This window comes from Actinomycetota bacterium, assembly GCA_040905475.1.
GTDB lineage: Bacteria > Actinomycetota > AC-67 > AC-67 > AC-67 > DATFGK01.
Genome location: JBBDRM010000050.1, coordinates 26,571 through 41,147, shown reverse-complemented (window position 1 = coordinate 41,147; position 14,577 = coordinate 26,571). Strand labels below are relative to the sequence as shown.

Annotated in this window: 13 protein-coding genes, 1 tRNA gene and 1 pseudogene; 6 read left to right on the top strand and 9 right to left on the bottom strand. The window is 65.8% G+C overall.

What is annotated here, in order from left to right:
* Positions 1-202: 202 nt before the first annotated feature.
* From WEB06_04145 to WEB06_04135, 3 genes and pseudogenes are all read right to left on the bottom strand, one after another.
* On the bottom strand, positions 203-544 hold the full coding sequence (locus tag WEB06_04145) for a hypothetical protein (protein ID MEX2554805.1): 342 nt from the start codon (positions 542-544) through the stop codon (positions 203-205).
* Between the two features lie 2 nt (positions 545-546).
* On the bottom strand, positions 547-834 hold the full coding sequence (locus WEB06_04140) for a HigA family addiction module antitoxin (protein ID MEX2554804.1): 288 nt from the start codon (positions 832-834) through the stop codon (positions 547-549).
* A gap of 9 nt (positions 835-843) precedes the next feature.
* Positions 844-1,133 (bottom strand): annotated as a pseudogene (locus WEB06_04135) (type II toxin-antitoxin system RelE/ParE family toxin).
* A 285-nt stretch (positions 1,134-1,418) separates the two neighbouring features.
* Between WEB06_04135 and WEB06_04130 the strand changes: the two are divergent.
* The 5 genes from WEB06_04130 to WEB06_04110 all read left to right on the top strand — a co-directional run bounded on the left by WEB06_04130 (position 1,419) and on the right by WEB06_04110 (position 9,012).
* On the top strand, positions 1,419-2,084 hold the full coding sequence (locus tag WEB06_04130; GenBank protein MEX2554803.1) for a QsdR family transcriptional regulator: 666 nt from the start codon (positions 1,419-1,421) through the stop codon (positions 2,082-2,084).
* A 188-nt stretch (positions 2,085-2,272) separates the two neighbouring features.
* The gene (locus tag WEB06_04125; protein MEX2554802.1) at positions 2,273-4,453 is read left to right on the top strand and encodes a TIM-barrel domain-containing protein; all 2,181 of its coding nucleotides are present in this window, start codon (positions 2,273-2,275) and stop codon (positions 4,451-4,453) included.
* A gap of 14 nt (positions 4,454-4,467) precedes the next feature.
* Positions 4,468-5,988 carry a PQQ-binding-like beta-propeller repeat protein gene (locus WEB06_04120; protein MEX2554801.1) on the top strand — a complete coding sequence of 507 codons (1,521 nt, stop codon included), beginning with the start codon at positions 4,468-4,470 and terminating at the stop codon, positions 5,986-5,988.
* Between the two features lie 13 nt (positions 5,989-6,001).
* Positions 6,002-7,018 (top strand): hypothetical protein, encoded by a 1,017-nt coding sequence (locus WEB06_04115; GenBank protein MEX2554800.1) that lies wholly within the window; start codon positions 6,002-6,004, stop codon positions 7,016-7,018.
* A 566-nt stretch (positions 7,019-7,584) separates the two neighbouring features.
* Positions 7,585-9,012 (top strand): sialidase family protein, encoded by a 1,428-nt coding sequence (locus WEB06_04110; protein ID MEX2554799.1) that lies wholly within the window; start codon positions 7,585-7,587, stop codon positions 9,010-9,012.
* A gap of 480 nt (positions 9,013-9,492) precedes the next feature.
* Here WEB06_04110 and WEB06_04105 read toward each other — a convergent pair whose 3' ends face one another.
* From WEB06_04105 to WEB06_04095, 3 genes are all read right to left on the bottom strand, one after another.
* A complete protein-coding gene (locus tag WEB06_04105) occupies positions 9,493-9,780 on the bottom strand; it encodes a type II toxin-antitoxin system Phd/YefM family antitoxin (protein MEX2554798.1) in 288 nt (95 codons plus the stop codon).
* 37 nt (positions 9,781-9,817) lie between these two features.
* Positions 9,818-9,890 (bottom strand) — tRNA-Ala (locus tag WEB06_04100).
* 49 nt (positions 9,891-9,939) lie between these two features.
* Positions 9,940-10,779, bottom strand: coding sequence for a thioesterase family protein (locus WEB06_04095; protein MEX2554797.1), 840 nt, complete (start codon positions 10,777-10,779; stop codon positions 9,940-9,942).
* 502 nt (positions 10,780-11,281) lie between these two features.
* Here WEB06_04095 and WEB06_04090 point away from each other — a divergent pair.
* The gene (locus WEB06_04090; GenBank protein MEX2554796.1) at positions 11,282-12,454 is read left to right on the top strand and encodes a peptidoglycan DD-metalloendopeptidase family protein; all 1,173 of its coding nucleotides are present in this window, start codon (positions 11,282-11,284) and stop codon (positions 12,452-12,454) included.
* Here WEB06_04090 and WEB06_04085 read toward each other — a convergent pair.
* The 3 genes from WEB06_04085 to galU form a co-directional block, all read right to left on the bottom strand.
* Entirely contained in the window at positions 12,451-13,074 is a 624-nt protein-coding gene (locus WEB06_04085; GenBank protein ID MEX2554795.1) for a haloacid dehalogenase, read from the bottom strand. The two genes, WEB06_04090 and WEB06_04085, sit on opposite strands and share 4 nt — an antisense overlap.
* Before the next feature lie 37 nt (positions 13,075-13,111).
* The gene (locus tag WEB06_04080; protein MEX2554794.1) at positions 13,112-13,456 is read right to left on the bottom strand and encodes a hypothetical protein; all 345 of its coding nucleotides are present in this window, start codon (positions 13,454-13,456) and stop codon (positions 13,112-13,114) included.
* A gap of 239 nt (positions 13,457-13,695) precedes the next feature.
* The gene (gene galU, locus WEB06_04075) at positions 13,696-14,568 is read right to left on the bottom strand and encodes a UTP--glucose-1-phosphate uridylyltransferase GalU (GenBank protein ID MEX2554793.1); all 873 of its coding nucleotides are present in this window, start codon (positions 14,566-14,568) and stop codon (positions 13,696-13,698) included.
* Positions 14,569-14,577: the final 9 nt, after the last annotated feature.

Genomic DNA, 14,577 nt, shown 5'->3' with positions numbered 1-14,577 from the left:
GACCTTCGACCTCGAACCACGAGGAACCGTCGACCTGAAGGGCAAGGGCGACACGAAGTCCTTCCTCCTGCGAGGACCCGCGGGCTAGCGGTGGAACTAACGGGTCACAATTCGAACCTTCGGGAGCAGCTTTGTCAGTTCGTGATTTGACCAGCGCCGCAGGACAGCCGCTGCCCGAGCTTGGCCTGTCCCGGCGCTGAGTCTATGAATCGTCGTCTTCCAGCGGAGAGCGCCCGGTATCAACGACCACCGAATGGAACTCTGGTGAGCACCACTCCCGGAACTGCTTCAACGAGCGATCCCGCGGCCATAACCCCGGATCTGTGTACCACCCAAAGAGTTCCTCTTCGAAGAGCGCTTCGTGATTCAGCTCCAGCCACTCCTCGAGCTCTTTTTCGTCCTCGACCTCAACAAGGTAGACCGTTCTCTCTTGGTCCAGGATTGACGGCGTCATGATGTGCGACTCCGGCGACGGGTCTACCCCGTTGATCCAATCGAGGAACGGCTGCTTGTAGCGAAGGATCAGGGCCGCACGATTGAGCATGATCAGGCAGTCGCGGGGAGTTGACGGACGCGCCGACTCGGCCGCGCCTTGGCGAGGTCATGATTGGCCTGAAGGTTCAACCAGAGTTCCGGCGACGTGCCGAACGCACCCGCGAGCAGCCAGGCCGTTTCCGGGGTCACGCCTCGCTTGCCTCGGATCAGCTCGTTGACGCGCTGGATCGGAACGCTCAGATGGGCGGCGAGGGCAACCTGAGTAAGTCCGAGCGGCTTGAGGAATTCCTCGCTCAAGACCTCACCCGGATGGATCGGGACTCGCTTGTTGGGCAACATCAGATCTCCTCAGTGATAGTCAACGATCTCTACCTCGTGCGCCTGCCCGGCTTTCCATCGAAAGACGAGCCGCCACTGGTCGTTGATGCGGATGCTGTGTTTGCCTTTCAGATCTCCCTTGAGGGCTTCCAGCCTGTTTCTGGTGGGGCCCGGAGGTCGCCGAGCTCGTGAGCGGCGTTGAGCATGTCCAGCTTCCTCACAGCAACCGACCGGATGTCCGACGGGATGCGCCGAACTGCCTTCCCGCGCTCGCCGTCGAAAAGGGCATTGGTCGCGTCATCCTTGAACGACCCGATCAAGGGTGCCCGCTCCTCACGGCGGACGGATTACATCCTTTCACGGTTCCCATGCAAGAGCGGGTTCAGGCCCGACCGCGGCTCTGCTCGATCCTGCTGCAGGAAGAAAGTCCTCTACTGCTCAGTACATCAATGACAGTTCGTGGAGGTAAGCGGACGATGTGATGAGCCGCCTGGACCTGCTGTTTTCGCTAGATAGCGGACTCTGCATAGGTTGGCAGCGCGCTGGAATCACTCACGCCCCGATAAGGCATGAGACCACGGCCGGCCCCCGCTACGCTTGACGCGATGTCGCCGGACCGAGCACGAGCGCGAGCGATCGGAACCCTCCGCGAAAGCACTCTCCTGCTCATCCCCGAGGGCATCGAGATGCCCGCGACGATACCGCCCCCGATCTTCCAGGCGGCACTGGCAACCTTTCTCGACGGACGCCGTCTCGACATGGGCGCGCTGACCTCGGAGCTGAGCATGGGACGCGCTACGCTTTACCGGCGCGTCGGCAGCCGCGAGCGGCTGCTCGGTGAGGTGATCTGGTACCTCACAAGGCGAGCGATGGTGCCCGCGCTGGAGGAGACCACACGACTGCACGGCGCGGCCCGCGTCCTAACCGTCGCCGACCGCTTCATGCGCTTTGTGCACGCGCAACCCGCATTGCGTCGGCTCCTCGAGCAGGAGCCGGAGGCTGCGCTGCGGATTCTGACGTCGAAACACGGCCCGGTACAGGCTGGGCTCGTAGGGCTGACCGAGCGCGCTCTGGCCGAGGAGACGAACCGGGGCCGTCTCGCCCTAACGATGGATCCACACACGCTCGCTTATCTCATCGTTCGGATCGGGGAGAGCTTCCTCTACGCAGACGTGATCGCCGACAACGAGCCCGACCTCGACCTGGCGGTTGAGATCATCGGGCTGCTCTTGCGGACGGCGGACCGATCAGACGGATCGCGATCCCTTTAGGCGAGTACGAAGACCTGCGTGTCGTCTCGGCATCGTCCCGTCCCTCGGTCGTGTGGGACAAATCGAAAATCGTCTCAGCGCGCGGGCAGGTGAGACGGCGTCTCACTGCGAACCCCCTGCTTATGGCTGGTACGGGAACGGCGCGGCGCGGGGCTCGGCGCGCGGCGTGGTGCATCGCCGCTGCACTGGTGGCGGCTGTGCCGGGCGGCTCGGGCGCTTCCCCGTCCAGCGTGACACATGAGTTCGACGGCGCGCGCGTCGTCGTCAGAGACTCGCCCTTCGGACTCGCCTTCCAAGACACGTCGGGAAGAACCGTGCTCGAGCAGGTCACGCCGCCTCTGATGCAGGCGATGCCGTCGGCGAACCTCGCCCCGGAACCCGGCGGCGTCGATCAGCTCCCCGAAGTCGCGGCCTACGCGCCGTTCGCCTACGAGGTCGGAGCCGAAAAAGGAACGCAGTGGCCGGTCTTGTTCTGGACGGGCAACATGCTCGCCGGCGTCCGCGGCGGCGTCGTACATCACGCGACGGCCGTTCTTGAGACCGTCGAGCAGGATGGAACGCTCGCGATGACGTTATCCACGACGGAGCCCGGCCGCACGCTCGGGGTGACCATCTCCTCGGACGGGCCGGGCGCCTTGCGTGTGCAGGTTACGCCGCAGCCCGCGGCCGGCGTCGTCGCGATGGGCGACGCGTTCTCCTCGGGTCCGGACGAAGCGTTCCATGGCTTCGGCGGCCGCCACAACACCCTCGACCAGCACGGTAACGACTTCTATGCGTGGGTCGAGGAGGAGAACTTCAACCAGGGCCCGCTGAAGCCGCTCGTCGACCCGATCCCCGACGTCGGCGACGAGGACTACCTCTTCCCCAATGGCCCTACGGCCGCCTACTACGTCCAGAACATGTTCGTCTCATCGCGGCCGTACGGGTTCCTCGCCAACGAGACGGCCCTCACGCGCTGGCGCATGGCCGCCGAGCGCGACGACGCGTGGCGCCTCGATGTGCGGCGTGATGGGCTCGACTACACGGTTGCCGTCGGCCCGGCGCCGGAGGCGATCCGCGCGATCACCGCGATCACGGGGCGCCAGCGCGTCCCGCCGGCATGGGCGATGGGCCCCACGCTGAAGCGAGCCGTCTCCGGCGCGTACGACTATCAGACGAAGGTAGCCGAGGATCTGGTCGAGATCGAACGCTACATGTCCGAAGCCGGGATGCCGGTCGAGGCTTACTCCTACGAAGGATGGGACGGCTTACCCGAGGACTTCGTGCGAGAGACGAACGCGTGGCTCACCGCGCGCGACATCCGTCCGATCGGCTACGTACGCGCTTTCGTGAGTGACGACGGGACGTTCGATGCGGACGGGACATTCCAAGACGCGGTCTCCCGGGGATTGGTCGCGATGACCCCTGGCGGCGCGCCGTGGATCGGCGTTGCGGTCGGGCCGGCGGCGCTCCTCGACTTCACGAATCCGGATACCGTCGCCTGGTGGGAGGAGCGGAAGATCCGGCACATGCTCGATCTCGGCTTCGACGGCTTCATGCAGGACTTCGGCGAGCAGGTGATGGAGGACATGGTCTTCCACAACGGGGAGACGGGCGTCACGATGCACAACCGGTTCCCGGTTGTTTTCCATCAGGTGACGCGCTCCATCGTCGATCGCTTTGAGACTGAGCATCCCGAGCGCGGGCCGATATTCATGTACGTCCGCGCCGGATTCACCGGCCGGCCGGGTTCTGCTGCCTACGAGTCGTCGACGTTCCCCGGCGACGAGCATCCCGATTGGAGCCGCTCGAACGGGATCGCAGCGCTCGCGACGGACATGCTCAATCGGGCGATCGGCGGTGCGGTCGGCTTCAACACCGACATCGGCGGCTACCTGGACTCCTGGTCGACCGATGAGCTCGACGAGGAACTGTTCACGCGCTGGTCGCAATGGTCCGCCCTGACTCCGTTCTTCCGGGTGCACAACTCGTTCTCGAACGGCACGAAGATGCCATGGTCGTTCGACGAGCCGACGTTGTCGCGGTGGATCGCCGCCGCGCGACTTCACATGCGGGCTCGGCCATACGTGCTCGCGCTGTGGGAGCAGACGGCCGACACCGGGATGCCGATGCAGCGGCCCATGTGGCTCGCCTTCCCCGACGATCCGGAGGCTGCGAAGCAGGACCAGCAGTGGATGCTCGGCGAGGAAGTGCTCGTCGCGCCCGTGGTGACGAAGGGCGCGACCTCGCGTCCCGTTTACTTCCCCGCCGGCTGCTGGCAGCACGGTGAGACGGGGGAGCTATACACAGGGCCCGGCGAGCGGGCCGTAGCCGCCCCGCTCGAGAGCCTCCCCTGGTTCCACCGCTGCGACATGCCGCCGCCGTTCTAAGGAGGAGTACCAGCGTGACCCGGAGGAGCAGAGGAATCACCAGGGTCCTTCCCCTGCTCGCCCTTGCGGCGCTCGTCGTCGCACCGGGGGGCGCACGCTCGGCGGTGTCCTGCGCCGACCCCGCACCGGGCGGCGAGTGGACCCGCTACGGCGGCGATCTACAGATCACGCGCTCGCAACCGGCGGAGACCCTGATCGACGCGTCGAACGCCGGGGCGTTGCAGAAGGCTTGGCACTTTCAGGTCTCCCAGCAGGAGGGAGCGGCCGGCGTGATCAACGGAACGGCCGTGATCGCCGACGGCTGCGCCTTCATCGGGACGACCGACGGGTGGGTGTTCGCGCTCAACGCCGACTCCGGCGAGGTCGTATGGGCGACGCAGCTGCCGGTGGAAGACGCGGGCCTCCTTTGCACCGGTATCGTCGGTGCGGCGGCGGTCGAGAACGGTCGCGTCTACGTGATCGTGAGCCAGGCGGGAAGCCCGTATCTGGCCGCACTCGACCAAGCAACGGGACACGTGCTCTGGTCGCAGGTGATCGACACGACGGAGCTCGTCTACAACTGCGCCAGCCCGATCGCGTTCGATGGGATCGTGATCGCCGCATTCAACGGCGATCAGACCGGCACAACGAACCGCGGCGGCTGGACGATCTTCGATGCGGTCACCGGCGAGCAACTGATCAAGACCTACACGATCGACGACGCCGACTACTCGGAGGGGTACCGCGGTGGAGGCGTCTGGGCGACCCCGGCCGTCGATCCGGCGACGAAGCACGCGTACGTCGGAACATCGAATCCCGACGCCGGCAACCGGCAGCATCCCCACACCGACGCCATCCTCAAGTTCGACGTCGACCGCACACGGCCCACGTTCGGCCGCATCGTGGGTGCCTACCAGGGGCTGCCCGAACGCTACCTGCCGCTGCCCGATCCGCCGACCTGCTTCCCGAACGACGGCTCCGCGATCGGACCAGACTTCGTCGGGCGCGACTTCGACGTCTATGTCCGAAGTGTGCTGTGTGTACAGATGGACCTCGACTTCGGCGCGTCGCCACAGATCTTCGCGGGGCCGGACGGCACCTACGTCGGTGCCCTGCAGAAGGCCGGCGTCTATCACGTCGCGCGCGCCGACACGATGCAGAAGGTGTGGACGGCCCCGCTGGCACCGCCGTTCTTCTACGGGAACGCGTCGACGGCGGCAACGGACGGAACGTCGATCTTCGTGGGCGCGAGCCTGCCCGGCCATATGGTTTCGCTGACCGCCCACGACGGCGCCTACGAATGGATCTCGCCCATAGTGGACCTTCTCCACTACAACGGCGTCGCCTACGCCAACGGTCTGGTCTACACCACCGATACCAAGGGCTTCCTCGACATCTACCGCGCGGCCGACGGCGTACCTGTAGCGCATCGACCGATGCACGCCGATGTCGGCGCGCTGTTACTCAACGCCGACGTCACTAGTGCGGGCGTCGCGATCGCGCGCAACACCGTGTACGCGGCCGCGAACGAGTTCCTGATCGCCTACCGACCGTGAGAGGGGTTCGCCTATGAGACCGGCGCGGCGACTGATCTCGATCCTGATGGCGATCCTCGCCGTCTCCTTCGCGGCGCCGGCGGAACCACAACTCCAGCCGGGCCTGATCGAGGCGCTGTGCGCATCACGCGTGCCGCCCGATCCCGACTGCCTCTCGATCGCGTATCCGGCGATCGACGTATGGTCGGTCGCGGCGATCCTCCCGCTGCGCGAAGGCGAGGCCGCGACGGCCTCTTACGACTCGCTGATCCCGCCGCCGTTCACGCCGCCGCCGTCCGGTCGCCGCGAGATCGCCGTATTGATGTTCCGCTTGGACCTTCCGATGAACCCGACGAGCTCGATCGATACGGATCCCGGCGCTGGGTACGCCGAAGGATCGGTCGCGATACGCGTCGGTTTCCCCGCGGCGGAGGGATTCCCTTACTCGGAGGGCTGGTGGGATCTCGCCCAGCCGCTGAACGACCCGTCGCAGTACGGCGCCGGCCGCGGCGTAGGTCTGCCGAAGTACATGGCCGACGCATCGCTGCGCCGCCTGGAGGACGGAACCTGGGCCGCCGCCGCCACCGGATGGGGGAAGGCCGACGGTCAGGCGGGCGGGCCGGGCTCAACAACCATCGAGGACGGCAACGTGCTTACCATCTCATGGAAACCCGAAGAGCTCGGTCCTCCCGGCGAGCACGTCGAGCAGGTTCGGGCCTGGGGGCAGTACGGCGAGCCTTTGTTCGTCCAGACGCGCCCGTACGACGAGAATGTGCCGACGCACGACCCCGCGATGGTCAAGTTCACGCCGGCGTCTCTCGTGCCGCTTTATGACGTGCGGCGTACCCCGCTCACGGAATTCCCCGACCCCATCGTCGGCACGGCGACGGTTCGCCTCGAGGGGGCGATCCCGGGCCCCGGCTCCACGATCACGTCGATGCCGTTCTCCGCGATCCTCGAGCCCGTCGACCACGTGGTCGCGGGCACGATCGCTTTCACTCGCGGCTACGCGTTCCTGACGACGGATGATCTCAGGAACAACACGGCTTGAGCCCTGACCGCCCAGGCCGGGTCTCCTCGGTGGAGAAAAGAGTTTCAAATGGGGCTTCTGGTGGACGTAAGCCGACGTTGCGTGAACCGCCTCGACCTGCTCACAGCGCTCTCGATTCGTGCGTCGAGTCTCATGTGATGTCGGCGATCGAGACGTTTGACGCGTGTCTCGCGAGCTTCCCAAGGTCTCGAGGGTCGACCGTTGCCACGATAGCTGTGCGGGGAATCTGCTCGTCACTGCCCTGTGGAGGTGAACGGACACTATTCAAGACACTTCCGGGCGCTGAAGGCGCTGCTCGTGACCTGCGTTGCTTGAAGAACATGGCACAGCCACGTCCAAATCATTGGTCGAAGCACGGCGATTACGCCGCGCATGAGCGTTCAACAAGACCCTACGAAGCTGGTTTCATGAAGCACCGGCGCGCGGTTGGGGCGCGCAGCTTTGAGCACGACAGGAAGGAGAACTGCCGGCTCGCGTCGTATTAGTCACGTCAGCGGCCAGATCGCTGCACGCAGGTCGTGCCCGAACAACCCTCGGGCCTTTTGATCGAGGAGAAGGAGCACGACATGCGACACCGCTCATGGATCGTGGCGGCCGGACTCTGCCTGACGTTCATCACGCTGCCTTCGCAGGGCGCTCCCGGCCTGGCGGTGGCGCCCATCCTCATCTCCGGCGCGAGCCCCTATCGCGACGGGCCCTGCGGCGAGAGACCCGTGGTGGACAGTGAGCACGATCAGTTCCTCGCGGTCGATCCCTCCAATCCCGAGAACCTGATCGTGGCGTGGGATCAGGACGACAACTCCGGCACCGTCGCGGCGTACTCCTCCGATGGTGGACAGAGTTGGAACCGATCGATGCTTCCGCGGCTGACTTCCTGCACGAGCGACGCACCCGACGACTACGCCTGGGATCCGTGGGTGTCGATCGGAGCCGACGGCGCCGCCTATGCGATCGCGTCGCTCCAGGACGCCGACGCGCCGGCGCTCAAGAATCCCCATGAGTTCGCGGTCGGGGTGAACGTTTCGCACGACGGAGGGCGCACGTGGGGAGACAGCGTCATCGTTGCGCGAGAGCTTTTGCCGATCACCGTGACGGACAAGACCACGATCCGCGCGGACCCGCATGTTGCCGGGCGCGCGTACGCAACCTGGAGCAGCATCGCCCTGTTCCCCGGAACCACCTCGAACCTGGTGTCGCGCACGGACGATCACGGCCAAACCTGGTCAGAGCGTGTGACGATCTACGCGCCTCCGCCGGATCGCGCCGTCTTCGACAGCGAGATCCACGTAATGGCAGACGGCAGCCTGCTGGCGACGTTCCTGGAGTTCCCCTCCCAACCGCTGTTGCTGGTGACCGGCGATTTCCAAGAAGGCGCGTTCTTCGTCAAGGCCACGCGCTCTCTCGACAACGGGCGCACCTGGTCGGCACCGGTCACGGTAACCGAGCTGGCCAGCGAGACGCTCAATGATCCGGACGGCGGCCCACCGCTGGACGGAGTCCCCTTCCAAGACGTGAGCACCTCGATCGCGTCCGACGGGACCGTGCTCGTTGCGTGGGTAGACCGCAGTGCGGATCCGGCCGCGCGGGTTCTGGTGAAGGCATCCAACGATGGCGGGGCGACCTGGGCGCCACCGGTGACCGTCGCCGATCTCGCGACGCCGGCGTTCATCGCCTCGGTCGCGGCGCATCCTGGAGGCCACTGGGCTGCGACGTTCTACGACCTTCGGGACGACGTCGCCGGAAACGCCGGAACGCTCGTCTCCGCTTGGTTGCGCGAGACCCGCGACGCCGGCGCGACGTGGAGCGAGGTGGCGCTCGGCGGACCCTTCGACGCGCGCACGTTGCCGGATCACGTGACCAGCAGCCCCGAGTGGGGCGACTACTTCGGCCTCGTTGCCCTTCCAGGTGGGTTCGGCGCCACGTTCAACCTCGGCGCGCCACAGGCACAGGTGGGTGCGACCGACGTGTTCTTCATGAGAACAGCGACCGACTAGACCCCACCTGATGATCCAGGTGACGATCACGTGCTCGCGACGATCGGCAACCTGGTCAAGCAACTAGTCCAGTTCGACCCGCAGCTCCTTGACTGGAACGATCTTCGCCATGAGTTAAGAGTGCATCATAAGGTACACTTTTCAAGTGGAGAAGAGCGGATTCGAACCGAGACTTTCAGTTCTACGCCGGCTCACCATCGAATCGCTAATCCTCTAGCGCGGATCCGAGCGATATGCGATCCGACGTGGGAGGACTGCGACGATGCGAACAGTCTTCGCCTTGGCTCGAATCTCGTACACGAGGCGGTAGCTGCCGATTCGAAGTGACCACAGCCCATCAAGTCGGCCCCGCAGTCGTTTGCCGGCTTCGGCATCCCCCTCGAGCAGGGTGACTGTGTCTAGAACCGCTTCGACGATCCGGACATCGAGCGCGGCAAGTTGTTCGCGCGCTGAGCGCGAGAACACGATACGAGCCATGGATCAACGAGATCGGCGTTTACGCTTCGCCAGATCCGCCCTGACCTCATCAAGCGTCGCGACTTTGCCGGCTTTGAGGTCGGCTATCCCGCGCTGAATCGCTCGGACGGCCGCAGGGTCGGACAGCACCTCCGCCGTCTCCTCGAGCCCCTCGTACTCATCGATCGGAACGATGGCCGCGACCGGGCGGCCGTGTCGGGTCACGATGACGTGTTCTCGTCTATCGGCGACGTCATCGAGCAACTCGGCCAGCTCGGCCCGCAACTCTTTGACCGGTACGGTTCTTGCCATACGAAGGAGTGTACATAGAAGCGTACACTTTAACAAGTGGAGGTGAACGGATTCGAACCGTCGACCTCTGCGTTGCGAACGCAGCGCTCTACCAACTGAGCTACACCCCCTGGAGCAGGCCCGATGCTACCACCCCGTTCCGGGGCCCGGCGGCGCGCGTTACCCCGGCGCCGGGCGACAGAGCATGTGCTGTCCGCCGCTCGCGACGAGGCTTCCGTCCTCTGCCCAAACTCGTCCGGTGCTTGCGATCAACCCGTCGGCCGCCAGCGGCGATTCGGTGACGCACAACAACCACTCCGATCTCGAAGCCGGCCGGTGGAACCGCACCGCAAGCTCGATCGTCGGCGCCACGAACGGCGGGCGGCCGGTTTGGCCCGCCATGAAAGCCGGCCACCCCATCGTCTCGATCAGCATGAGCGAACGCGCCGCGTCGAGATAAGGATCCTTGAACGTCGGCGTCGGATCGAACCGGCACCAGCCTCGGCGGATCGGCGCACCGGGGACGCGCTCCTCCCATCGCTCGATCATGGGCCCGATCATCCGCTCCTCGATGTTCGACCAGAACCGCCGGAACGTGGGCGGCGGCGGCGCGACATCTCTCCACGGCACGATGCCGTCCGGGCCCGGCAGGTCGGGCATCGGCGCGGCGTCGAAGTCGAAGCCGGCCAGTCCTTCGTCGACGGTCCAGACGGTTGCGTCGAGGAAGAGCCGTCCCTCCTGTGACATCGAGACGCGGATCACTTCGGAGCGCCGCGCGGCGTTCAGGGTGACGACGTCGATCTCGGCCGGAGCGAACCCGGCGACGCCGAGATAGTTGCACGAGTAGCTCACCGGCTTCGCGAAGCGGCTGTGCGCGCCGGCGGCGCGCAACGCGATCGCGGAGACGTAGCCGCCGGCCGGGCCCCAGAGCTCCCACCCGTCCGAGAGCATGGCCCGGTAACTTCCGTCGCCGCCCTCGACGGCCGTGTCGCGCTTGAAGTCCCCCGCCGGCTCATCCACCGGGCCGATCCTACGTGGGCCTCACGGTGCCGCGCGCCCGATTTCATGCCAACGTGTGCCGTTGCGCATCCTTACCTGGAACATCCACGGAGCTCGGGATGCTTCGATAGCGGAGATCGCCGGGGAGATCGCCGCGCACGAGGCCGACGTCGTCTGCCTCAACGAGGTGAAGCGCAGCGACGGAACGCGCCTGCGCGACGCGCTCCGCATGGCGCCGCTTCCGCTTCTCGCGGGTCCGCAGGATCGATCGACGCGGTGCCGCGTTGATCACGCTCGCCGCGCTTCCCGATCAAGTGGTCGTCGCCGGCGATGCCAACGAGACCCTTCGGGACGCTTCGCCCATAGGCCGCGGCTTCCGCCCGCGCCCTCAAGGGATAGGACGCAGGTCCCGAGGCCTACTGTGGGGCGACTGAAAGTGCTTGGTCACCCCAGATGTGGGGTTCTTTTCTCCTCTATTCGCACCTGGCGGGGGGTCCCGAACGTTATGCATGATGGTCACCCCATGAATCGAGAGCTGACGCACCGTGTCCGCAGGCCCGGCCGCTGGACGGCCGTGGCCCTTGCCGTGTTCATGGCGCTCGGCGCGACCGCTCAGGCGGGCCCAAGCCCGGAGCCGTCCCCCAGCGCGGAAGACGCCAAGCTCAACGGGATCTTCGCCAAGTTCGACGGCAAGCGCGACGCGGTGGAAGGCCGGCTCCGCGCCCTCGAGCTCGAGCTGATCGCGATCCAGCAACGGCTGAACAAGGTCCGTACGAAGCTTAAGAAGGCCGAGATCGAGCTGGTCCGGCGCCAGGCAGCGCTCGTTGCGGCAACGGAAGCGCTCGAGGCGCAGAAGCTCCTCACGCGCGACAGCGCGGCGTCGCTCTACATGCGGGGGCCGTGGAGCTACGTCAACGCCATGCTCAATGCGCAGAGCGTGAGCGACATGGTCCGGGTCGAGGTCTTCTCGGAGTCCGTGCTCAACGACTTCATCAGCGTGATGCACGACCTGAGCGCCAAGAAGGAGGCGGCCACCAAGGCGTACGGGGCCGCGAGAGCGAGGGCGATCGATCTTCGGAAGCAGGTCAAGGAGATCGAGCAGGAAGAGACGGAGCTGCTCGAAGATCAGCAGGTTGAGTTCAGCCGGCGCCAGCTGCTCATCAACGAGCTCATCGCCGACTTCGGCGGGCTCGACGAGCTGCGCAAGCACGGCTTCGACATCATCGTCAAGGCGTACAGCGGTACGGACACCAAGATCGCAACACTGCTCCAAGAAGCGCAGAAGAACCAAGAGGTTGCCGAGGAAGGCGAGTACTTCCTTCGCTGGCCGGTCGAGTCCCGCCGGATCACCTCGGCGTACGGCTGGCGGATCCACCCGCTGTGGGGCTACCGCTCGTTCCACACCGGCATCGACGTCGGCGCGAACTACGGCGACGAGATCGTCGCGAGCCTTTCCGGTCGCGTCGTGGCGGTCGACTACATGGGCGCTTACGGTCTGGCCGCGGTGATCGACCACGGCGACTCTCTGGCGACGGTCTACGCGCACATGTCGCGCGCGTTCGTTCAGGCGGGCGACCGGGTTCTCGCCGGCGAGAAGATCGGGGCGGTGGGTTGCAGCGGCTGGTGCACGGGCCCCCACATCCACTACGAGGTTCGCTTGGCGACCAAGCCGGTGAATCCGACGCACTGGCTCTAGCTTTTGCGGTGCCCGGCCATCGTGTCGGCGATGTTCTGCTGAACCAGCGTCAATGAGAGGTCGCCGCGCGTTCGTTCCATGATCGAGCGCGCGACGTCGGTCGATCGCCGCAGCCCGCCGGTCATCGCGTCGGGGTAATCCATCGACACCAGGACGTAGTAGATATCGTCCATCGCGCCGAGCAGCTCCTCGCCGCGCTCGAGCTCTCCCTTGCGCATGATGTCGAGGATGTGTCGGCGTAGCTCACCGATCACTTCGGAGAGTCCGTTGAGGTACGGCGCGTCGCCGACCTCGAGATCCTCCGGGGTCGGGACCTCTCCCCCGTTGATGAGCACGTACGTCGCGCGCGCTTCCGCGTACTCCTTCTCGGCGTCCTGGAGGAATCCCGCGTAGTAGATGTCGGGGAACGGTTTCATCGCGCTTCGAGCGCCGTCGAGCGAGCTCTTCGCTGCGGCCATCAGCTCTTGCGCCAGATCGAGGTCGGCCCGGTGGGTCGCACGGATCGAGTTCGCGCACTCGCGGATCGCTTGGCGAGAGCCACGAAGCCCCTTCTCGCGCGCTTCCGACTTCGCATCCAGACGCTTCCGGATCTGCTCGGAGACGTTGTTCAGATCGACCATGCCGGGCATCGTAGCGCGGAGTGGGCGTTCGGGGCGCTCAGCTGGTCCGGCGCGCTTGCTGCTGCTCTTCGAGCGGGATCTCGGCCGGGAGCGGCGTCACGACCCGTTGCCGCTCGAGCTCATCGCGCTTCCAGCGGAGGAGCCGGGAGACGTAGAAACCGATGATGCCGTCGATCGCGAGGTGGACGAACCACATCCAACGCAGAGCCGGAACGAAGCCGAGCATGAGGGTCGCGCCGGCCGCGATCAGCAGCCGCTCGAAGTTCTGACGGCGGCGGCGGAGCACCCGGCCTCGCCTGCGGACGGGCTGGGTGACCTCGGTACGAGGCACCATGATCCAACGGCCCGGCGGGCTCGCCTTCCCTTTGCGTGTGTTCGCCAAGACTCCCATCGACCTTTCGAAGCTACGGACGCCGTCGATGGGAGAGGACTCGAGACGGCCGCGGAAGGAGGGGACTAATAACATCGCCCAGATCAGGGCGAGTACGGCGACGAACACGATCCCCAGGCCAGCCCCTTCCTTCGGCCTTCATCGCGAGCGTAACACCCCCATCTCCTGTTTCAAGCACCCCGGATCCAGGCATGCGCGAAGCCGCCGGGGAAGGGTGCATACGAAGGGTTTTACACCAATTTCTTGCGCGTTACGAACTCGGCGAGGAACTCTCGGAACTCCTCGCCCAGATCCTCACGCTCTGCGGCCAGCTCGACCGTGGCGCGGAGGTAGTCGATCTTCTTGCCGATGTCGTACCGAACGCCGTCGAACAGGTAGCCGTAGACGACCTGCAGCTTCGCCAGCGAGTTGATCGCGTCGGTCAGCTGGATCTCTCCACCCACCCCGGGCTGCACCTTCCGCAGCTCACCGAAGATCTCCGGGGTAAAGACGTAGCGCCCGATCGCCGCGAGGTTCGAGGGCGCCTTCGCCGGGTCCGGCTTCTCGACGATGTCGAGCACCTTGACGAGGTTCTCCTCGACCGGCTCCGGCGTGGCGGCGCCGTAGAAGCGGATGTCCTCTCGCGGGACCTCCTGCAACGCGATCACGCTCCGCCCGTATTGTCCGTACACGGCGAGCATCTTCTGGAGGAGGTTCTCCCCGATGATGTCGTCGCCGAGCAGCACGGCGAACGGTTGGTCGCCGACGTGTCGCTCGGCGGTCGCCACAGCATGGCCGAGACCGAGCGGCTGCTTCTGACGGATGTAATGGATGTCCGCCATGTCGCTGACGGCGCGAACCGAGGCAAGTTTGGCTTCGTCCCCTTTCGTCTCGAGCCAGTACTCGAGCTCGAAGGAGCGGTCGAAATGATTCTCGATCGAACGCTTCCCGCGGCCGGTGATGATCAAGATGTCGGTGCAGCCCGCGGCGACCGCTTCCTCGACGACGTACTGGATCGCCGGCTTGTCCACGACAGGGAGCATCTCTTTCGGCTGCGCCTTCGTCGCGGGGAGGAATCGCGTGCCGAGGCCGGCGGCGGGGATGACTGCCTTGGTCACCGACATAGGGGTGCC